The sequence below is a fragment of the Stenotrophomonas sp. S49 genome (assembly GCF_016624905.1).
In the GTDB taxonomy this organism is placed as follows: Bacteria; Pseudomonadota; Gammaproteobacteria; order Xanthomonadales; family Xanthomonadaceae; genus Stenotrophomonas.
In genome coordinates, this window is sequence record NZ_JACVUD010000017.1 from 37,595 (window position 1) to 55,618 (window position 18,024).

An 18,024-nucleotide genomic window follows, 5' to 3' on the forward strand; every position below is an offset into this window, starting at 1 on the left:
CTGGCCGCACGCCCCAGGAGACCGAACCATGACCACGCTGACCCTGCCCGAACTGGCGAAGAAAATGGCTGGCATCGATTTTGCGATGCTGCAGACCCATGCCGCCGGCGAGATCGATGGCCGCCCGATGAGCAACAACGGCGACGTGGACTACGACGGCGACAGCTGGTTCTTCGCCCTGGAAAGCACGGACATGGTGCGCCAGATCGAAGCCGACCCGAAGGTCGCGCTGGGTTTCACCGGCAGCAAGTCACTGCTGGGAAAGCCGCCGCTGTTCGTGCACGTGAAAGGCCGCGCCTCCACCATCCGCGAACGTGCGGTGCTGGCCGAACACTGGGTAAAAGACCTGGAGCGCTGGTTCGAGCAGGGCGTGGACACGCCGGGCCTGGTGCTGATCCACGTGCATGCGCAGCGCATCCACTACTGGGACGGCGAAGACCAGGGCGAGCTGGTGGTCTGAACGCCAGGTAGCGCCGGGCCATGCCCGGCGGCTCAGCCCGCCACCGGCGCGCCGTCATCCACCCAGTCGGCCAGTTCCGGCGCCAGCGCATGTTCCACCGCACGCCGCAGCAGCGCCGGGGCGATGTAATGGCGGTGCACGGCATCGATCATCGCCATGTACAGGCGGCCGAAGCGGTTGTGGGTCTGCACGCGCGAGCCCAGGCTGATCTGCACGCTGCCATCGTCGGCCAGTTGCACGCGCACGCTGCTGCGGAAACGCAGGTGGCGATCATCGGCACCCAGCAGCACTTCGGCGCTGCGGTCCTGCGCATCCACCGTTGCATCCAGCACCGGGAAGCGGCCGGCGAACAGTCGGCTGCGATCGGCGGACAACAGCGACGACACCGGGCAGCCCAGCGGCGAGGTACGCAGGCGCAGCGGCGCCACCAGGCGGTTGCGCAGGGCCATCAGCTGGCCCACGCCGCCCGGCGGGTTTCGCAGGAAACCGTCCAGTACATCGGCCAGCAGGGCCGATGCCGAGCGTCCGGCACACTGTTCGGGGCGCAGCTGCAGCACGGTCAGGTCGTGGTAATCGCTGTGGGGCAGGGCGCGGTACAGCATGCCCTGGGTGGCCGCCGCGGCATGCTGCACCGGATAGCGCGGCGTGCTGCGTTCGACGAACCCACGCAGCGGGCGCAGGTTGATACGGCGCAGCGGCCCCAGCAGCGCACGGGTCTGCGCGCACAACCGCGCACACACGCTGGGCGGCGCGGCCTGCAGTGACAACTGCAGCAGGGGCGCGCTGGCCAGTGTCGCGGCGCTGGGCCAGCATGCCTGCGGCAGTACGTCGGTCAGGCTGGGAATGTCGGCCTGGTTTGCCTGCACCTGGGCGCGGGTGGCATCGCTCATCGCGCCGGCCAGTTCATTGCTGTGGCACGACAGCGCGAACAGTGCCGGGTGTGCCCGGTGGCTGGAGGCGAACTGATGCCAGGTGCCGCCGCCGAAGCGCACGGTGAACAGGCAATCGGGTGGAACGCGGATGCGCCGCAGGCTGCGCTGGAAGCTGGCCGGATCGGTGGCGATCTGCGCATCGCTGGCGGTGGCAAAGCGCAGCTCCGCGCCAGCGCTGCCCGCAATGGCGGTGAACATGCGCGGGCCGGCATGGCGGTGGAACGGGTGGCCGCCGGCACCCACCACGAAGCTGTACAACGAGGACGCATCGCCGTGCTGCAGGTGCATCCCGCCCAGCCGCGCGGAGGGCTCATCCAGCGCATCGATGAAGGCCGGATGGTGGCGTTGGCGCTCCCCGGCATCCTTCACCAGCGCATCGCCGGCACCGATGCCGAGCTGGGCGATGAGGGTGACTTCGATGGGACCGGCGCCGTCCTGGGCGGGCAGCTGGACACCTGGAAACGAGCGGCTGTTGCGGGTCGAACCAGGCATCGTCGTACTCCTTGTCAGCGGGCAGGGGACTTGCGGCGGGAGCGGGCTTCGCGCTTCAGCGGGCCACCGACCGGACACACTTCAGCGGCCCAGGAGAACAGCGTGTTGGCCAGGCGCTCGGGCACCTGGCGGAAATACACGAACTGCCCGCGCTTCTCGCGTTCGATCAGGCCGGCGTCTTCCAGGATGCGCAGGTGGCTGGACAGCGCCGGCTTGCTGAAATCGAAGCGCTCGGCCAGCTCGCCCGCGCTCAGTTCGCCGGCACTTAGGTAGGCCAGGATCTGCCGGCGGGCGCCGGAGGCGAGGGCTTCGAAGATGCGATCCATAGGGCATTAATTAACTAATTCGTTAATTGATGATCCTGCGCGGCCGCGGCGGTGTCAAGCTGCGCCGGCATTGCACTGCGCCCACGGCTTTTGCCATCCTCCCCGCAGTTTTCCCATGATGGAGTTGCGATGCGCCCGGTGCCCTGGTTGATGGCCGGTCTGTTGGTGCCTGCGTTGGCCGCGGCGCAGCCGGCGCGCGCGCCGAAGGAGGCGGCGGCCACCCAGGACCCCTTCAGCGAGCTGTTCGATACGGCCTGCATGCAGCACATCGGCGCGCCGGCCCGGCTGCAGGCACTTATGGATGCCAACGGCTTGAGCCCGCTGCCGCCGGCCGAAGCCGCCACGCTGCTGCAGGGGCAGGGCGGTGTGGCCTGGATGGTGCCGCTGGCCAGTGGTCGCTACGCGGTCAGCTGGGCCGACGATGGCACCTGCACCGTCTACGCGGAAAAGGCCGAACCGGCGGTGGTGCAGAAGGGCTTCGCACGGCTGATGCAGGCCGCGCCAAAGCCGCTGCAGGTGCGCTCGCTGCCCGGCCGCGGGCCGCTGTCGGCCGACCAGGTGGCGATCCAGTACGGCTGGGCCACGCCCGGGGAAAGCGCGTTGCGCGTGCGCTTCCGCCTGGTCACCCGGCAGGCGGCCGAAGCCGGCGTGCAGGCCATGGCCTCGGCCACGCCGGGCGAGGCCATGCGCCAGGACACAACGCCTCCGGCGGTCGCCAAGTAGCGGTTCAGCCACCCCGACCCGGATGTGGTATATCGTTTATCGATAAATCCACCGGGCAGGTGATCTGCCCCACGCCGGAGGCTGCTTGACCGCTCGTTCTGCCCGTGCCCGACCTGCGCGCGGCGTGTTCACCCTGGCCCAGACCGCCGTGCAGGCGGTGCGGGCAATGTGCTGGCTGGGCATCCTGGCCGCGCTGCTGGCGGTGCCGCTGGTCGCCTACGACCGCCGCTGGCTGATGGATACCGTGCACGACGCTACGGCGGCCGCCCTGCATGGCAACGACCTGTTCCTGCATTTCTGCCTGGGCCTGGGCACCATCGTGGCGCTGCTGGTGCTGTGCCTGGTGTTCCTGCGGCACTTGGCGCGGCTGCTGCGTTCGGCCGCCCGTGAGCGCCCGTTCAACCACGCCAACGCGCTGCGCCTGCACCGCATGGCCTGGCTGATGCTGGCCATGGAAACCCTGTCGATCATCATCGGCATCTACGCCAGCTGGATGGGGCCGGATTTTGCCTGGATGGAAGTGGGCGGTGGCATGTCCATCACCGGCCTGCTGGCGGTGCTTATGCTGTTCGTGCTGGCGCGCGTGTTCGCCGTGGGTGCAGCCATGCGCGACGACCTGGACAGCGTGATCTGATGGGCGCGCACTGATGGCCATCATCATCACCTTGGACCGCATGCTGCAGGCGCGCGGCATGACCCTGTCCGAGCTGGCCGGGCGCATCGACATCACCCTGGCCAACCTGTCCATCCTGAAGACCGGCAAGGCCCGCGCCATCCGCTTTTCCACCCTGGATGCGATCTGCCGCGAGCTGCAGTGCACGCCGGGCGACCTGCTGGGGCACGACCCCAGACAGGCCCAGCAGGACGACTGAACGCTGATGTTTCTTCCCCTACTACTGAACAAACGGAACTGAAATGGAATGGTTGGCTGACCCCTCGATCTGGATGGGCCTTGCAACCCTGATCGTGCTGGAAATCGTGCTGGGCATCGACAACCTGGTGTTCATCGCGATCCTGGCCGACAAGCTGCCCCCGCACCAGCGCGACCGCGCACGGGTGATCGGCCTGGCCCTGGCCCTGCTGATGCGCCTGGTGCTGCTGGCGGCACTGTCGTGGATCATGAAGTTGACCGAGCCGCTGCTGGTGCTGTTCGAGCACAGCTTCTCCGGGCGTGACCTGATCCTGCTGGGCGGTGGCCTGTTCCTGCTGTTCAAGGGCACCATGGAACTGCACGAACGGCTGGAAGGCCGCCAGCACCACGACGATGGCAAGAAGGTCTACGCCAGTTTCGCCATGGTGGTGGCGCAGATCGTGGTGCTCGATGCGGTGTTCTCGCTGGATTCGGTGATCACCGCCGTCGGCATGGTCGACAACCTGGGCGTGATGTACGCCGCGGTGACCATCGCCATGGCGCTGATGCTGCTGGCCAGCAAGCCGCTCACCCGCTTCGTCAACAAGCACCCCACCGTGGTGGTGCTGTGCCTGGGCTTCCTGCTGATGATCGGCTTCAGCCTGGTGGCCGAAGGCCTGGGCTACAAGATTCCGAAGGGTTATCTGTACGCGGCCATCGCGTTCTCGATCCTGGTGGAAGCCTTCAACCAGTGGGTGCGCTTCAACCGTGAGCGCAACGAGCGCCGGCAGCCGTTCCGCCAGCGTACCGCCGACGCCGTGCTGCGCATGCTGGGGGCACGCCCGGCCAACGGCCACGACGATGGTCACGGCGAGGAAGAACATGCAGATGAGGAGCGCCTGCAGCCGGCCGAGCACGAGATGATCCGCAGCGTGCTGGGCCTGGCCGATCGGTCGGTGTCCAGCGTGATGACCGTACGTGCCGATGTGCAGTGGATCGACCTGGCCCGTGGCCACGAGGATGTGGTGGCGCGCCTGGTGGCGTCGCCGCATACACGACTGCTGGTGGGCGAGGGTGATTTGGACAGCCTGCGGGGCGTGGTGCAGAGCCGCGACCTGCTGGCCGACCTGCTGCAGGGCCGGCCCTTGCAGCTGGAGGCCAACCTGCGCGCGCCGCAGTACGTGCTGTCCAGCGCCAGTGCATTGCAGGCGCTGGAGCTGATCCGCCAGCACCCGGTGCCGCTGGCGGTGGCGGTGGACGAGTACGGCAGCGTGGAAGGCCTGGTGACCGCCAATGACTTGCTGGCTGCGATTGCCGGCGATCTGGCCGACACCCAGGACGAGCGCTACGGCGTGGTGGCGCAGGGCGAGGACGAATGGGAGGCCGATGGCGCGCTGACCCTGGATGACCTGCAGCGGATGACTGGCGTGGCGCTGCCGCGCAGCGCCGACTACATGACCATTTCCGGCCTGGTGCTGGACCAGCTGGGGCGCCTGCCCGACGTGGGCGACAGCGTGGACGTGGCCGGTTTCCGCATCACCGTGCTGGCCATGGAAACCCGCCGCATCGCCCGCCTGCGCGTGAAGCGTCTGGCGTCGTAACGCGCAGCAATTTTTTCGTAGAGTCGAGCTTGCTCGACTGTTTCTGCGAAAAGCAGTCGAGCAAGCTCGACTCTACCGTTGGGGAAGTCGAGCAAGCTCGACTCTACCTTTGGGGAAGTCGAGCAAGCTCGACTCTACCTTTTGCAACCTTGGTCGGTCACCATGGCCGCCCCACGTTCTGGATTCACGTTGTGCTGAGTACTGTTGGATTGTTGATGGGCCTGTACGTGGCCTGGCGCCTTTTCTGGCCGCTGCGGCTGCCGCTCTGGGCCAAGGCGCTGTTGTCGCTGCTGCTGGTGGCGTTGGCGGTGCAGCTGCGCATTGTCGCCACCTTCTGGGGCACGATGGCCTCGCCGGAAATTCCCAAGCTGGCCATCGCCGTGCTGGCCACCGGTTCCACTGCCGTGCTGCTGCTGGCGCTGGCCCTGCTGGTGATGGATGCGGGCCTGCTGCTGTCGCGCCTGCTGCGCTGGCCGCGCGTGGTGACAGCGCTGCGCGCCCGCATGCTGCGGCCGCTGGCGGCTGGCCTGGCCCTGCTGCTCAGTGGTTATGGTGTCAGCCAGGGCATGGCGGTACCCAAGGTGCGGCAGATCGAAGTGAGCATCGCCGGGCTGCCGGCGGCGTTCGACGGCTACCGCGTACTGCAGCTCACCGACATCCACGCCAGCCGCCTGCTGACTGGCGACTGGGTGCGCCGGGTCGTGGCCGAAAGCAATGCGCTGAAGCCGGACCTGATCGTGATCACCGGTGACCTGATCGATGGCACAGTGGCTGCGCGTCGCGATGATTTCCAACCCCTGGGTGAACTGCAGGCCCCCGACGGGGTGATCGCCATCACCGGCAACCACGAGTACTACGCGCAGTACCGCGAATGGATGCAGGCGTTCCGCGCGCTGCACATGCAGGTGCTGGAAAACAGCCATACCCAGGTGCGTCGCGGCGATGCAGCGATCACCGTCGCCGGTGTCACCGATCCGGTCGCGGCGCGTTACGGCCTGCCGCTGCCCGACCTGCAGGCGGCGCTGGCCGGTGCCGATCCGGCCGCACCGGTGATCCTGCTAGACCATCGCCCGCGCAATGCCGCCGATGCCGCCGCGCGCGGAGTGAAGCTGCAGCTGTCCGGCCATACCCATGGCGGGCAGATCATCGGCATGGACCAGCTGGTGAAGCGTGCCAACGGTGGTTTTGTCTCCGGCCGCTACGAGGTGGATGGCATGACCCTGTACGTGAGCAACGGCGCCGGGCTGTGGGCCGGTTTCCCCGCGCGCATCGGCGTGCCTTCGGAAATCACCCTGTTCACCTTGCGCCGCGCGCCGTGAATTCTGATGGGGTCGGATCCCTTTCCCATCGGCAAAGGACTCTGACCCCTACGCACTCCAGGTGAGGAGCCATGTCCCATACCCGCGCACCCATGGAACGGCTGATACGCGCCAACGCGGATGAAATCAACCGGCTGCAGCAGCTCATCCGCGAGACGGCCGCACTGCGCTGGCGGGGGCCCGAAGAGAAGCAGCGACATGCGGATGCGTGCGCGGAGTTCAACCAGCGCTACCCGCAGCTGGTGTTTCCCGGCGGCTACGACCATGCCCTGCAGGAGCTGCCCGGCACAACCCAAATATCGTGGATGTGGTGCTGACCTTCCTGGAAGTGCGGCCGTACTTCTTCCGTTCCGGGTACATGTGGAAAACCCTGTACAAGCGTGTGCAGCGGGTGCCGATGGGCACGAAGCAGCAGGCCAGGATGCAGAAGATCGTGGAGGCCTACAGCGCCTATTGTGCTGCACGTGATGCCTGATGGGGCAGATCCCTTTGCCCGGCAAAGGGTTCCGACCCCGCGCGCCCTGGCTCATCACCCCGCCCGCAGCGGCCGTGCATGCACACTGCGCTTCAGCGATTGAGCATGCTTGGCAATGGCGCGCACCACGAAGGCGGTGAACAGCAGGGCCGAAGGCACGGCGTACCAGAAATTGACCGGTACGCGCTTGAAGTACGAGTAGGTGAACACTGCGGCGATGATCCACATGCCCGTGGTGTGCAGGCGTCGCCATGCAGTGGGCCCCATGCGCCGGGCGATGCCGCGGTGCGAGGTTATCGCCAACGCCAGGATCGCCACGTAGCCCACCGTGCCGGGCAGGTTGGCCAGGGCCGAGCGCGCCGGCCAGAACGCCGGGTTCAGCATGCCGAACGTGGTGATCGCCACGGCATGCAGCAGGTGCGAGAACGCGAACGACAGGCCGATGATGCGGCGCTCGCGCAGCAGGAAGTGGGTGGTTGGCCCGGGCAGCAGGCTGGCGAACGACGACGCGGTGAACGCGGCCAGGAACAGCACGAACGAGGTGCGTGCGGTCACCCGGATGGCCGCGCGACTGCCCTCCACCACGTCGGGTTGCAGAGCGAATGCGGCCATTGCGAAGGCGATCAGCACCACGGCGATGGCCACGAACAGGCGCCAGCCGTGCAGGGAGGAAGGGGTTGAAGCAGCCATGGTCAGACCTCGATCGAGGAAGAAGGGAAGGGCGGCCGGTGGCCGCAGGGTTCAGGCGCTGCGCGCCGCGACCAGCACGCCGGCGGCGCACAGGTGGGCGAGCAGCGGTGCGGTGGCGGCCTGCAGTTCGCCGGGGTCGACTTCGTGAGCGTCGGCCAGCACCTGTAGTGCCTCATCCACGCGCGCACCGTCATTGCCCAATGCGCTCAGCAGGGCGTAGGCCAGCGGTGCCAGCACCTGCGTGTGCAGGCTGAAATCGGCGTGGCGATGCAGCAACAGCAGGGTAGGCGCCGCCGCGGGTCGCGTGGTCAGCGGCTCGTCCTGGTGCACCGGCCACTGGTAGCCCAGCACACGCACGTGTGCGGACAGTGCAAGCACATGCGTGCCCGTTGCGGCCTGTTCGAGCGCTTGCCCGGAATCGCGTGCCTCGATGTGCAGCGCCTGCTGCGTGCTTTCGTAGTGCGCCAGTTCTGCGGCCCAGCCAGGCAGTGCCAGCGTGTCCTGCGTCGCCAGCCAGGCGGCAAATTCGCCGGCAATCTGCGGGAACAACGGGGTATGGCAGGCATGGCGGGCGTAGTAATGCTCGACCACGCCGCGCCAGCGCGGCGCGCCCAGGTGCTGTTGCAGGCGTGGCAGGCTGCCGGCCAGCAGGCTGTCCAGGCTGTCGATGCACAGGCGGCGATACACCGCCAGCCGCCGCGTGTCGATGCCCGCCGGTGCCGGCATCGACGGGTCACGCACATGCCCGGCCCAGCGCTGCTGCAGGGTGGCCAGTGTCTCAGCCATGGGCCACCTCGGGCTGCAGCACATCGACCTGGGCCTGGCGGATCTGTTCCACCTCAGCCAGCAGCTCGGCCAGCGGCGGAAAATTGAAATCGCGTTCCAGCAGGGTGGGTTGCACGCCAACACGCGTGTACGCCTCGCGCAGCAGCGCCCACACCACGCCTTTCACCGGCGCGCCGTGGGTGTCGATCTTGAAGCCGTCGTCTTCGTCGAAGTGCCCGGCCACATGCAGCGACGCCACGCGGTGGGCCGGTACACGGGCCAGGAAATCGAAGGCGTCGTAGCCGTTGTTGCAGGCGTTGACGAAGACATTGTTCACGTCCAGCAGCAGGTCACAGTCGGCTTCGTCCAGCACGGCATTGATGAAGTCGATCTCGCTCATGTCCGCGCCCGGCACGGCGTAGTAGGAAATGTTTTCAACCGCGATGCGCCGCCCCAGCATGTCCTGCACCTGGGCGATGCGACCGGCGACGTGGTGTACCGCTTCGGCAGTGAATGGCAGCGGCAGCAGGTCGTAGACCTGGCCGCCGGCGGCGCAGTAGCTCAGGTGTTCGCTGTACAGCTGCACCTGGTGCAGATCGAGGAAAGCGCGGGTCTGCGCCAGCAGGGTCTGGTCCAGCGGGTCCGGCCCACCCAGCGACAACGACAGGCCATGGCAGGTCAGGCGATGGCGCTCGCTCAGCTGGCGCAGCGCGGCACCGTGGGCGCCGCCCACGCCGATCCAGTTGTCCGGCGAGACTTCCAGGAAATCGAGGGCATCGGCCGGCATGGCCAGCAGTTCATCGATCAGGCCGCGGCGCAGGCCAAGACCGGCGCTGGCAGGGGGCAGGGGCGTGTGCATGCGCTTACTCCTGGGCAAGGGCGCCGCCGTTGCGGCGGCGCCGGGTGGGGTCAATCAGTCGTTGACGCGCGAGAACAGACCCTTCGGCATCGGCTTGCCGTGGGCGGTGTAGACGCTGCGCAGGTAGTCGTGTGCTTCCTGTTCGCTGATGTAGCCATCGTGGTTGGTGTCGATGCGATCGAACTCGGCGGCGCGCTTGCCGGCCACGGCGTTGAACTCGGCCCGCGAGACGCGGCCGTCGTGGTCACGGTCGGTGCGGGCAAACGAGGCATCGCCACACTTGCCTTCACCGCACTGGCCTTCGGCCACCTTGGCCTTGCCAGCGGGCTTGCTGGTGCTGGCCTTATTGGCGCCGCACTTGCCTTCGCCGCACTTGCCTTCGGCGGCGGCGCTCATGGATACCGCGCTGATCGCCAACGGTTGGATCGCAGCGGCCTGGCCGGCCAGCAGCAGGCCACCGGCCAGGGCGATGCCAATGGCACCGATGCGCGGCAGGCGGGAAGCAGACGTGTTCTTGGTCGAGACGGACATGGTGGTGACTCCTTGGGATTGCACGCAGGGCGTGCGGGATGGACGCCGCATGGCGCGACGGAAAGCGAATGGGATGCGCAGTGAGTGCGCTGGATCAGGCGCTGCGGCGACGGCGCAGCGCGTAGGCCAGCAGCAGGGCCCCGCCGAGCGCGGCGCCGCCGAAACCGGTGCCGGGCAGCAGCGCGGCGACGGGCAGCAGCAGGGCGATCAGGCTGACGCCCCAGCCCAGGCCGTCATCGCCAACCCTGGCGTGCTGTCGGCCGGCAAGCAGCTGATCCAGGCTGAGTGCGCCGCCACCGTTGAGGATCAGCGGCAGCAACATGGCCAGGAACAGCAGCGGCAGCTTGAAGTTGCCGTAGCCCTGGTCGGTGATCGCATAGCCCTGCCAGAGTTCGCCCAGGCCGTTCCACTGGTCGGGCCAATGCACGGCGGCAATGGCGACGATGGTCAGCACCCAGAAGATGTAAGCCACCGAACGCGTGGCCAGGCCCAGCAGCAACAGCACCGCACCGACCAGCTCCAGCCAGGTGGCCAACTGCCAGTTCAGCGACGCCGGCAGGGTGGAGAACGGGAACGGGAAGCGCCCGTCCAGATCGGCGAACCAGTTCTGCCCGCCCAGCTTCTCGCGGCCGGATTCGAAGAATTCCCAGGCCAGCAGTGCTCGCAGGGCCAGCGGCGAGAGCCAGCGACCAACGGCATCCAGGCGGGGGGTATAGCGCGAAGCGGCGGTGCTGATCATGGAGGTGTCCTGCGGGCCAGTGGTCGATGGAGACCATTTCGAGCCACGCAGGTATCGGCAACGTGTGCCGTTGCCCGGGGTTTTGTCAGCCACTGTGGCTGGGGCACGGGTTTCGTACAGTCCGATACAAAGACGCCGGGTCGCGCGTTCGCCGGGCGTGGCCCGGCGCTACCGGGGGGTGATGGGTTTTGGACCGCCATGCACAGCGGCCCCGCGGCGGGGGGGGGGGGGGGGGGGCGGGGGGGCGGGGGGCGCCCCCCCCCGCTACCGGGTGGTAAAGGTTGCCCGCACGTACGCACGAGGACGACCGGCGGCCGAATGTATTCCATTGTAGAAACCCGCTACCGCCCTACAGTCCGGTACAACTCGGCCCTGCAGCGAAACAGCGCCGATACACCCGCAGGCGGAAATGGCCACTCCCAACCCTGGAGTGCTCCCATGATCCGCATCACCCTGCTTGCCGCCGCCCTGGCCATCGCTGGCGCCGCCACCCCCGCCTTCGCCGCGCAGGCCGATGCCGGCGCGCCCCCCACCGTCATCCTGGTGCACGGCGCCTTCGCCGATGGCTCCAGCTGGAACAAGGTCATCAGCACGCTGCACGATTGGAAGGTACCGGCGGTGGCGGTGCAGAACCCGCTCACGTCTCTGGCCGACGATGTCGCGGCCACCCGTCGTGCGATCGCCGCGGCGCCCGGCAAGGTGGTGCTGGTCGGCCACAGCTGGGGTGGCACGGTCATTACCGAAGCGGGCAACGATCCCAAGGTGCAGGCGCTGGTCTACGTGGCCGCCTTCGCACCCGATGTCGGCCAATCGTCGGCACAGCAGGGCGAAGGTTTCCCGGTGGGTCCGGGCCTGACCCGCCTGCAGGACCGCGATGGCTACCTGAGCCTGCCGGCCGATGCCTTCGCCCAAGACTTCGCGCCGGACGTGATGAAAAAGACCGCAGCGCTGCTGTACAGCACCCAGGTGCCACTGAAGGCCAGCGCCCTTGGCGAAGTCGTCACCACCGCCGCCTGGCGTGGCAAGCCGAGCTGGTACGTGCTCAGTCGCGACGACCGCATGCTGTCGCCGCAGCTGCAGGCCGCCACCGCAAAGCGCATCGGGGCACAGCTGCAGTCGGTCGGCAGCAGCCACGTGTCGCTGCTCTCGCACCCGGCCCAGGTGGCCGACACCATACTGGAAGCGGCGGGGGTGAAGCCGGCCGAGCTGCCGCTGGCCGAGCAGGGGGGCTGAGCGATGGCCACGCTGCGCACCTACGCCCTGCCGTTGCTGCTGGCCCTGATCGGTGGCGCGGCACTGCTGCTGGTCTGGCCCAGCCCCGCCGCAGACGCGCAACCGGCCGAGCCCGTTGCCGCGGCCGGTTTCGACGGCGGCGGACCCTGGCACAACAGCCCGCCGCTGCGCCTGGAGCAGTTGCGCGGGCAGGTGGTGCTGGTCGAGTTCTGGACCGATGCCTGCAGCAACTGCCTGAACGTGGCGCCCTATGTGCACCAGTGGCACGCACGCTACGCACCGAAGGGCCTGCGCGTGGTGGGCGTGCACACGCCCGAGTTCGCCTATGAGGGACTGCAGGGCAACGTGCGCCACGCGATCCGTCGCCTGGATATCACCTGGCCGGTGGTGCAGGACAACCAGTACCGGATCTGGAACGCATGGGGCAACCGCTTCTGGCCGGCGCTGTACCTGATCGACCGGCAGGGCCGGGTGGTCTACCGGCACTACGGCGAAAGCGACTATGCACGTACCGAAAGCGAGATCCAGCGCCTGCTGGCCAGCCCCTGAGCCGCGCTACCATGGCCGCGCCGCGCGGCCTTTCCCTGTCTTCATCGAGAACGCCATGAACCACGTACCGCATATTCTTGTCGTCGACGATGACAGCGACATCCGGCAGATGCTGGCCGACTACCTGCAGCGCAATGGCCTGCGCGTCAGCCAGGCCGACGGCGGGCGGGCCATGCGCGCGTTGATGGATACCCACGCGGTGGACCTGGTGGTGCTGGACGTGATGATGCCCGGCGAGGACGGCCTGAGCCTGTGCCGCAACCTGCGTGCGGGCAAACATCGAGCGGTGCCGGTGGTGCTGCTGACCGCGCGCGATGATGAAACCGACCGCATCATCGGCCTGGAAATGGGCGCCGATGATTACGTGACCAAGCCGTTCTCCTCGCGCGAACTGCTGGCACGCATCAATGCGGTGATCCGCCGCACGCAGATGCTGCCGCCGAACCTGCAGGTGAGCGAAGCCGGCCGCCAGTTGGCCTTCGGCGAATGGCGGCTGGATACCACCGCACGCCACCTGCTGGATGCGCAGGACACGGCCTATCCGCTCAGTGGCGCCGAATTCCGCCTGCTGCGCGTGTTCCTGGACCATGCCAACCGCGTGCTCAGCCGCGACCAGCTGCTCAGCCTCACCCAGGGTCGCGATGCCGAACTGTTCGACCGCTCCATCGACCTGCTGGTCAGCCGCGTGCGCCAGCGCCTGGGCGATGATGCGCGCGAGCCGACCTACATCAAGACGGTGCGCAGCGAAGGCTATGTGTTCAGCGTACCGGTGCAGTTGCTGGGACCGCAGGAATGAATACCGTCGCGCGCCGCCTTCCGTGGCCGCGCACGTTGTCCGCGCGCCTGCTGCTGTTGTTGCTGGGTGGGCTGACCCTGGCGCACGCGCTGTCCTTCGGCCTGTTGTTCTTCGAGCGCTACCAGGCCACCCGCAGCATGATGCTGCGCAACCTGGACGAAGACGTGGCGGTGAGCGTGGCCCTGCTGGAGCACCTGCCGGCCAGTGAGCGTACGGCCTGGGTGCCGCGGCTGGAGCGGCGCACGTATCGCTACCTCCTGCGCCCGGCGGCAGCGGGGCCGGCGCTGGAAACCGAGCGTGCGCGCCAGGTTACCGCGATCATCGATGACAGCCTGGAACACCGCTATCCGCTGCAGGCACGCCAGGTTGCACGCCTGCCGGAGCGCTTCGAAGTGGAGCTGAAGCTGCACGACGGCACGCCGTTGACCATCGAAGTGACCCCTTCGGGGCTGCCGCTGGCGCGCTGGCTGCCGGCGGTGCTGCTGCTGCAGCTGGCCCTGTTGCTGGCGTGCGCATGGTTGGCGGTGCGCCTGGCCATGAAGCCGCTGGCGCGCCTGTCGCAGGCGGTTGAACAACTGCAGCCGGGCAGTGATGCCGCGCCCCTGGCAGAGGATGGGCCGGCCGAAGTCGGTGCGGCGGCCGCGGCGCTCAATGGCCTGCAGACACGCATCCGTGGCCATGTCAGCGAGCGCCTGCAGATTCTGGCGGCCATCTCGCACGATCTGCAGACGCCGATCACGCGCATGAAGCTGCGCGTGGAAACGCTGCCCGAAGATGCCACCCAGCAGCGCCTGCTGGATGACCTGGACCACCTGGGGCAACTGGTACGCGAAGGCGTGGCCTATGCCCGCAGCAGCCATGTGGCCAGCGGCGCGCCGGTGGCGATGGATCTGGGCGCGTTCCTGGCCAGTGTGGTGGGTGACTATGAAGACATGGGCAAGCCGGTTACGGGTGGCGCGCCCGCGGGCCTGACCGTGCAGACCTGGCCGCAGCCGCTGCGGCGGGTGGTCGGCAACCTGGTCGACAACGCAGTGCGCTACGCCGGCAGCGCCGAGATCGAGGCGGGGCGCGATGCGGCGGGCAAGGTGTGGATCGCCGTGTCCGACCGCGGCCCCGGCATTCCCGAGGCCGAGCTGCAGGCGGTACTGGCGCCGTTCCATCGCCTGGAACAGTCGCGCAACCGCGATACCGGCGGCACCGGGCTGGGGTTGGCCATTGCCGTGCAGCTGGCGCAGTCGCTGGGCGGTTCGCTGCAGCTGCGCAACCGCGACGGTGGCGGTCTGCAGGCGCTGCTGCAGCTGCCGGGATGAAGAGCAGGGGTCAGATCCCTTTGCCATCGGCAAAGGGCTCTGACCCCGGTGCACTGCGCCGTCACTGCGCGCGTGACACCTTGCGGCCATGAATGAGATGACGGCGGCGCGGCAGCGTTCGATGTGGGTGGCTGGCCTGTCCACCGTGGTGGAGTGGTACGACTTCACCCTGTACCTGTACTTCGCCACCGTGCTGTCACGGGTGTTTTTCGGTGGCGGTGATCAGGCCATGCTGGTCACCCTGGCCGGCTTCGCGGTCTCCTATCTGATGCGTCCGCTGGGCGCCTTGTGCTTCGGCCACCTGGGCGATCGTCTTGGCCGGCGCTGGATGCTGCTGGCCTCGATGGCGTTGATGGCGGCGGCGATGCTGGCCACCGCCCTGCTGCCGACCGCAGCGACGGCGGGCACCACGGCCGGCGTGCTGCTGCTGCTCCTGCGCTGCGTGATGGCGTTCTCGGTGGGCGGCGAATACACCGGCGTGGTGGCCTATCTGCTGGAAAGCGCACCGGCGCGGCGGCGCGGCCTGGTCACCTCGTTGGCGTCGGCCGCCAGTGAGGTCGGCGCGCTGCTGGCGGTGGCGATTTCCGCGGTGACGGTGGCTCTGCTCACGCCGGCGCAGCTGGATGGCTGGGGCTGGCGCATTCCGTTCTTCGTCGGCGCCGCGCTGGCGCTGGTGATCCTGATTGCACGCTCGGGCATGCACGAATCCCCCGAATTCGAGCGGCAGCGGCGCGAGGGCAGCGTTCCGGCCACGCCGCTGCGGCACGTCCTGCGCCACCATCCTGGCGCAGTGGCGCGTACGTTCGCGATTTCCGCGCTCGGGTCGATCACCTACTACGTGGGCATCACCTATGTGCCGGCGTTCCTGCATGCGCAGGGCCACGACGAGGGCGATGCGCTGTGGCTGTCCACGGTTGCGGCGGTGGCGGTGATTGCGATCACGCCGCTGTGCGGCGCGCTGTCCGACCGTTTCGGGCGGCGTCCGCTGCTGCTGGTACTCACCGCGCTGGCGGCGCTGCTGCCGCTGTCGATGTTCGGCGCGATGGCGCAGGCCTCGCCGCTGGGCATTGCGCTGGCGGCGGTGGTGTTGGCCTGCGTGGCCGGCGGAGTGAGCGCGGTGGCCGCACCGGCCACGGCCGAGCAGTTTCCCGGCGAGGGCCGGGTGAGCGGGCTGGCCTTGGGCGTGACCATGGCCACGGCGGTGTTCGGCGGGGCGACACCCTGGCTGGCGCAGTGGTGGGTGGAACGCAGCGGCTGGGCGGCGGCGCCGGGCGCGATGATCGCGTTGGTGGCCGTGCTGGTGCTGCCGGTGCTGTGGACCCTGCCCGAGACAACCCCGGGCAGGGCCAGACGCTAGGCGATCAGACCTTCAGGGTCTGCGCGATATCGTCCAGTACGGCCGCCGCATCCACGCCGATGGCGATCGACTGCAGCACGTGGCCATCCCACACGCTGGGGCCGAAGGCCAGGCCTTCCGGCTTGGGAATGGTCATGCCGCGGGCCACGCCGTCGGTGGCCACGCGCACGCTGGCGCGTTCGAACTGGAACAGCTCCGGGCGGGTCAGCGCGATGCAGGCGCAGCAGTCGTGCACCACCATGCCCTTGTGCCCGGCCTGCAGGTAGAAGTCCACGTAATCCTGCGACAACGCGCGCACCAGTTCGGCATCGGCACCGCCGATGGCGGCCAGCTGGTCCAGGCCATCGCGGTCCATTTCCACGCGGGTGGTGACGTCCAGGCCGATGGCGGTCACCGGCCACTGCGCGGTGAACACGATGTCGGCCGCTTCGGCGTCGCCCCAGATGTTGGCCTCGGCGGCCGGGGTGATGTTGCCGTTCACGTGGAAGGCGCCGCCCATCAGCACCACGCCGCGCACCAGGCCGGCGATATCCGGTGCCTGCTGCAGGGCCAGGGCCAGGTTGGTCATGCGGCCTACGGCCACCAGGGTCACTTCGCCCGGGTGCGCGCGCACCAGGTCGATGATCAGCTGGTGCGCCGGGCGCGCATCGGCGGCCACGTCCAGCGTGGCGGGCACCGGGTGGTTGCCCAGCCCATTGTGGCCGTGGATGTGCACCGGCCAGGCTTCCGGGGTGGCCTCGGGCTGCAGCGGGCCGCCTGCGCCACGCGCGACCGGGGCGGTAAAGCCCCAGGCCTGCTTCAGGTACAGCGCGTTGTGGGTGGTCGATTCCACCGAGGCGTTGCCGAAGGTGGTGGTCACGCCCACCAGGTCGATCTGCGGGTGCTTGTGCAGGTACAGCAGGGCCAGGGCGTCATCCACGCCCGGGTCGGTATCGAAAATGACTTTCAGCATGTTGTTGTTCTTCTTCTTCCGTGTGGTGCAAGGGGGCCGGCGGACCCACAGGGCCGGGCCGGCGCGCCCCACATTGTCCCATCTTCATGACAGGCAGGGCGAACCGGCGCGGCGGTACTATCGTCAGCGGGCATCCAGGGACGGAGTACCGCCATGAAATCCCCCGCGATCCTGCTGGCTGGGCTGCTGTGCCTAGGCGCGGCCATGCCGGCACTGGCCACCTCGCTGGCGCCCAAGCCGTTGCAGGAAATGGTTGCCGAGGCCGACCAGATTGTCCGGGCCACGGTGGTGGCGGTGGAATTGGTCGATGGCAGGGGGCGGCCACTGACCGATCCAGGCGCCCCTACGGGGCCGGGCGTGAGCAATGAAATCCGCCTGGTGCTGCAGGTGCAGGACGTGCTGCGCTCGTCCCGCAAGGTCCCGGGCACGATCAGGGTCCCGCTGTGGACGATGTGGCATGACAGCCTGGGTCGCGCCCGTGGCGCCTATCTGCACAGCGAAGGCCTGTTTCTCCTGAAAGGCGAGCGCCATGCGCCGGTGTATCCGATGGACTTCCAGCGGCCGCTGGAGGAGCGCGCGCGGATCAAGGCACTGATGGGTGCACCATGACCGGACCAGTTCCCCCTTACGGAGACACAGCATGCTGGTGGTAACCCTGATCCTGGTCGCCCTGGTAGTGGGCTTGAACCTCGTCGCCACCTTCGTGGTACTGGGGCGCGAAGATGTGTCGGCGGGTGGGCGGACGGTGCAGCTGCTGCTGGTCTGGCTGCTGCCGTTGGTGGGGGCGATCCTGTGCATGGCCGCGGCCACGGCTGACGGGTCCAGTAGCCGGGCCGATGGCAGTGGCGGTGGCAGCTACGATTCCTCGGGCAGTTATTCCAGTGACAGCCACAGCAGCCACAGCCATGGCGGATCGGACCGCAGCAGTGATAGCGGTGGCAGCGATGGTGGCAGCTGCAGCGATTGAGGCGCAGGCATTCTGTAGAGTCGAGCCATGCTCGACTGCTTCTGCCGTTCGTAGAGTCGGGGGGGGGGGGGGGGGGGGGGGGGGGGGGGGGGGGGGGG

At 68.3% G+C, this 18,024-nt stretch carries 23 protein-coding genes; 15 read left to right on the forward strand and 8 right to left on the reverse strand.

Features of this window, described 5'->3' with window-relative positions; genetic code table 11:
* Positions 1-28: 28 nt before the first annotated feature.
* Complete coding sequence (locus IAE58_RS06030) at positions 29-460, forward strand: pyridoxamine 5'-phosphate oxidase family protein (protein ID WP_199932293.1); 432 nt, start codon at positions 29-31, stop codon at positions 458-460.
* 32 nt (positions 461-492) lie between these two features.
* Here IAE58_RS06030 and IAE58_RS06035 read toward each other — a convergent pair whose 3' ends face one another.
* Positions 493-1,884 (reverse strand): DUF2867 domain-containing protein, encoded by a 1,392-nt coding sequence (locus IAE58_RS06035; RefSeq protein WP_199932292.1) that lies wholly within the window; start codon positions 1,882-1,884, stop codon positions 493-495.
* A 14-nt stretch (positions 1,885-1,898) separates the two neighbouring features.
* Positions 1,899-2,210 (reverse strand): metalloregulator ArsR/SmtB family transcription factor, encoded by a 312-nt coding sequence (locus tag IAE58_RS06040; RefSeq protein ID WP_199932291.1) that lies wholly within the window; start codon positions 2,208-2,210, stop codon positions 1,899-1,901.
* Positions 2,211-2,339: 129 nt separating this feature from the next.
* Here IAE58_RS06040 and IAE58_RS06045 point away from each other — a divergent pair, with 129 nt between their 5' ends.
* From IAE58_RS06045 to IAE58_RS19970, 7 genes are all read left to right on the forward strand, one after another.
* The gene (locus tag IAE58_RS06045; protein WP_199932290.1) at positions 2,340-2,933 is read left to right on the forward strand and encodes a hypothetical protein; all 594 of its coding nucleotides are present in this window, start codon (positions 2,340-2,342) and stop codon (positions 2,931-2,933) included.
* 166 nt (positions 2,934-3,099) lie between these two features.
* A complete protein-coding gene (locus tag IAE58_RS06050; RefSeq protein WP_108748882.1) occupies positions 3,100-3,567 on the forward strand; it encodes a DUF2975 domain-containing protein in 468 nt (155 codons plus the stop codon).
* 13 nt (positions 3,568-3,580) lie between these two features.
* A complete protein-coding gene (locus IAE58_RS06055) occupies positions 3,581-3,805 on the forward strand; it encodes a helix-turn-helix transcriptional regulator (protein ID WP_108761466.1) in 225 nt (74 codons plus the stop codon).
* Between the two features lie 43 nt (positions 3,806-3,848).
* Positions 3,849-5,384: a TerC family protein gene (locus tag IAE58_RS06060; protein WP_199932289.1), complete on the forward strand. Its 1,536-nt coding sequence runs from the start codon at positions 3,849-3,851 to the stop codon at positions 5,382-5,384.
* A gap of 182 nt (positions 5,385-5,566) precedes the next feature.
* Positions 5,567-6,703 carry a metallophosphoesterase gene (locus tag IAE58_RS06065; RefSeq protein ID WP_199932333.1) on the forward strand — a complete coding sequence of 379 codons (1,137 nt, stop codon included), beginning with the start codon at positions 5,567-5,569 and terminating at the stop codon, positions 6,701-6,703.
* A 71-nt stretch (positions 6,704-6,774) separates the two neighbouring features.
* The gene (locus IAE58_RS19965) at positions 6,775-7,020 is read left to right on the forward strand and encodes a hypothetical protein (RefSeq protein WP_233614501.1); all 246 of its coding nucleotides are present in this window, start codon (positions 6,775-6,777) and stop codon (positions 7,018-7,020) included.
* Complete coding sequence (locus IAE58_RS19970; RefSeq protein ID WP_233614500.1) at positions 7,005-7,178, forward strand: hypothetical protein; 174 nt, start codon at positions 7,005-7,007, stop codon at positions 7,176-7,178. The genes IAE58_RS19965 and IAE58_RS19970 overlap by 16 nt, the downstream gene beginning before the upstream one ends.
* Positions 7,179-7,232: 54 nt before the next feature.
* Here IAE58_RS19970 and IAE58_RS06075 read toward each other — a convergent pair whose 3' ends face one another.
* The 5 genes from IAE58_RS06075 to IAE58_RS06095 form a co-directional block, all read right to left on the reverse strand.
* Positions 7,233-7,868: a ferric reductase-like transmembrane domain-containing protein gene (locus tag IAE58_RS06075; protein ID WP_199932288.1), complete on the reverse strand. Its 636-nt coding sequence runs from the start codon at positions 7,866-7,868 to the stop codon at positions 7,233-7,235.
* A gap of 51 nt (positions 7,869-7,919) precedes the next feature.
* Positions 7,920-8,654, reverse strand: a complete 735-nt coding sequence (locus tag IAE58_RS06080) for a putative DNA-binding domain-containing protein (protein WP_199932287.1) — start codon at positions 8,652-8,654, stop codon at positions 7,920-7,922.
* Complete coding sequence (locus tag IAE58_RS06085; RefSeq protein WP_199932286.1) at positions 8,647-9,492, reverse strand: DUF692 domain-containing protein; 846 nt, start codon at positions 9,490-9,492, stop codon at positions 8,647-8,649. Before IAE58_RS06085 ends, IAE58_RS06080 begins: the two co-directional genes overlap by 8 nt.
* A 54-nt stretch (positions 9,493-9,546) precedes the next feature.
* The gene (locus IAE58_RS06090) at positions 9,547-10,023 is read right to left on the reverse strand and encodes an EF-hand domain-containing protein (RefSeq protein ID WP_199932285.1); all 477 of its coding nucleotides are present in this window, start codon (positions 10,021-10,023) and stop codon (positions 9,547-9,549) included.
* 94 nt (positions 10,024-10,117) lie between these two features.
* Entirely contained in the window at positions 10,118-10,762 is a 645-nt protein-coding gene (locus tag IAE58_RS06095; protein ID WP_199932284.1) for a DoxX family protein, read from the reverse strand.
* A 438-nt stretch (positions 10,763-11,200) separates the two neighbouring features.
* Between IAE58_RS06095 and IAE58_RS06100 the strand changes: the two genes are divergently transcribed.
* The 5 genes from IAE58_RS06100 (at position 11,201) to IAE58_RS06120 (ending at position 16,007) form a co-directional block, all read left to right on the forward strand.
* The gene (locus IAE58_RS06100; RefSeq protein WP_199932283.1) at positions 11,201-11,995 is read left to right on the forward strand and encodes an alpha/beta hydrolase; all 795 of its coding nucleotides are present in this window, start codon (positions 11,201-11,203) and stop codon (positions 11,993-11,995) included.
* Positions 11,996-11,998: 3 nt separating this feature from the next.
* Positions 11,999-12,544, forward strand: coding sequence for a redoxin family protein (locus IAE58_RS06105; RefSeq protein ID WP_199932282.1), 546 nt, complete (start codon positions 11,999-12,001; stop codon positions 12,542-12,544).
* Positions 12,545-12,599: 55 nt separating this feature from the next.
* On the forward strand, positions 12,600-13,340 hold the full coding sequence (locus IAE58_RS06110) for a response regulator (protein WP_108748893.1): 741 nt from the start codon (positions 12,600-12,602) through the stop codon (positions 13,338-13,340).
* Entirely contained in the window at positions 13,337-14,650 is a 1,314-nt protein-coding gene (locus tag IAE58_RS06115; RefSeq protein WP_199932281.1) for a HAMP domain-containing sensor histidine kinase, read from the forward strand. The genes IAE58_RS06110 and IAE58_RS06115 overlap by 4 nt, the downstream gene beginning before the upstream one ends.
* Positions 14,651-14,747: 97 nt before the next feature.
* On the forward strand, positions 14,748-16,007 hold the full coding sequence (locus IAE58_RS06120; protein WP_199932332.1) for an MFS transporter: 1,260 nt from the start codon (positions 14,748-14,750) through the stop codon (positions 16,005-16,007).
* 4 nt (positions 16,008-16,011) lie between these two features.
* Here IAE58_RS06120 and IAE58_RS06125 read toward each other — a convergent pair whose 3' ends face one another.
* Positions 16,012-16,959, reverse strand: coding sequence for a nucleoside hydrolase (locus tag IAE58_RS06125; RefSeq protein WP_199932280.1), 948 nt, complete (start codon positions 16,957-16,959; stop codon positions 16,012-16,014).
* Between the two features lie 153 nt (positions 16,960-17,112).
* On the opposite strand from IAE58_RS06125, the gene IAE58_RS06130 reads away from it, so the two are divergent.
* Both IAE58_RS06130 and IAE58_RS06135 read left to right on the forward strand, forming a co-directional pair.
* Complete coding sequence (locus IAE58_RS06130) at positions 17,113-17,568, forward strand: hypothetical protein (RefSeq protein WP_199932279.1); 456 nt, start codon at positions 17,113-17,115, stop codon at positions 17,566-17,568.
* A 31-nt stretch (positions 17,569-17,599) separates the two neighbouring features.
* Complete coding sequence (locus tag IAE58_RS06135) at positions 17,600-17,926, forward strand: hypothetical protein (protein WP_199932278.1); 327 nt, start codon at positions 17,600-17,602, stop codon at positions 17,924-17,926.
* Positions 17,927-18,024: the final 98 nt, after the last annotated feature.

Coding starts and splice junctions, on each gene's coding strand:
- IAE58_RS06040 (WP_199932291.1), bottom strand. CDS start 2,210: ATGGATCGCATCTTCGAAGCCCTCGCCTCCGGCGCCCGCCGGCAGATC.
- IAE58_RS06075 (WP_199932288.1), bottom strand. CDS start 7,868: ATGGCTGCTTCAACCCCTTCCTCCCTGCACGGCTGGCGCCTGTTCGTG.
- IAE58_RS06130 (WP_199932279.1), top strand. CDS start 17,113: ATGAAATCCCCCGCGATCCTGCTGGCTGGGCTGCTGTGCCTAGGCGCG.
- IAE58_RS06090 (WP_199932285.1), bottom strand. CDS start 10,023: ATGTCCGTCTCGACCAAGAACACGTCTGCTTCCCGCCTGCCGCGCATC.
- IAE58_RS06100 (WP_199932283.1), top strand. CDS start 11,201: ATGATCCGCATCACCCTGCTTGCCGCCGCCCTGGCCATCGCTGGCGCC.
- IAE58_RS06125 (WP_199932280.1), bottom strand. CDS start 16,959: ATGCTGAAAGTCATTTTCGATACCGACCCGGGCGTGGATGACGCCCTG.
- IAE58_RS06055 (WP_108761466.1), top strand. CDS start 3,581: ATGGCCATCATCATCACCTTGGACCGCATGCTGCAGGCGCGCGGCATG.
- IAE58_RS06085 (WP_199932286.1), bottom strand. CDS start 9,492: ATGCACACGCCCCTGCCCCCTGCCAGCGCCGGTCTTGGCCTGCGCCGC.
- IAE58_RS06050 (WP_108748882.1), top strand. CDS start 3,100: ATGTGCTGGCTGGGCATCCTGGCCGCGCTGCTGGCGGTGCCGCTGGTC.
- IAE58_RS06045 (WP_199932290.1), top strand. CDS start 2,340: ATGCGCCCGGTGCCCTGGTTGATGGCCGGTCTGTTGGTGCCTGCGTTG.
- IAE58_RS06120 (WP_199932332.1), top strand. CDS start 14,748: ATGACGGCGGCGCGGCAGCGTTCGATGTGGGTGGCTGGCCTGTCCACC.
- IAE58_RS06115 (WP_199932281.1), top strand. CDS start 13,337: ATGAATACCGTCGCGCGCCGCCTTCCGTGGCCGCGCACGTTGTCCGCG.
- IAE58_RS06135 (WP_199932278.1), top strand. CDS start 17,600: ATGCTGGTGGTAACCCTGATCCTGGTCGCCCTGGTAGTGGGCTTGAAC.
- IAE58_RS06105 (WP_199932282.1), top strand. CDS start 11,999: ATGGCCACGCTGCGCACCTACGCCCTGCCGTTGCTGCTGGCCCTGATC.
- IAE58_RS06030 (WP_199932293.1), top strand. CDS start 29: ATGACCACGCTGACCCTGCCCGAACTGGCGAAGAAAATGGCTGGCATC.
- IAE58_RS06060 (WP_199932289.1), top strand. CDS start 3,849: ATGGAATGGTTGGCTGACCCCTCGATCTGGATGGGCCTTGCAACCCTG.
- IAE58_RS19965 (WP_233614501.1), top strand. CDS start 6,775: ATGTCCCATACCCGCGCACCCATGGAACGGCTGATACGCGCCAACGCG.
- IAE58_RS06095 (WP_199932284.1), bottom strand. CDS start 10,762: ATGATCAGCACCGCCGCTTCGCGCTATACCCCCCGCCTGGATGCCGTT.
- IAE58_RS06110 (WP_108748893.1), top strand. CDS start 12,600: ATGAACCACGTACCGCATATTCTTGTCGTCGACGATGACAGCGACATC.
- IAE58_RS06035 (WP_199932292.1), bottom strand. CDS start 1,884: ATGCCTGGTTCGACCCGCAACAGCCGCTCGTTTCCAGGTGTCCAGCTG.
- IAE58_RS06080 (WP_199932287.1), bottom strand. CDS start 8,654: ATGGCTGAGACACTGGCCACCCTGCAGCAGCGCTGGGCCGGGCATGTG.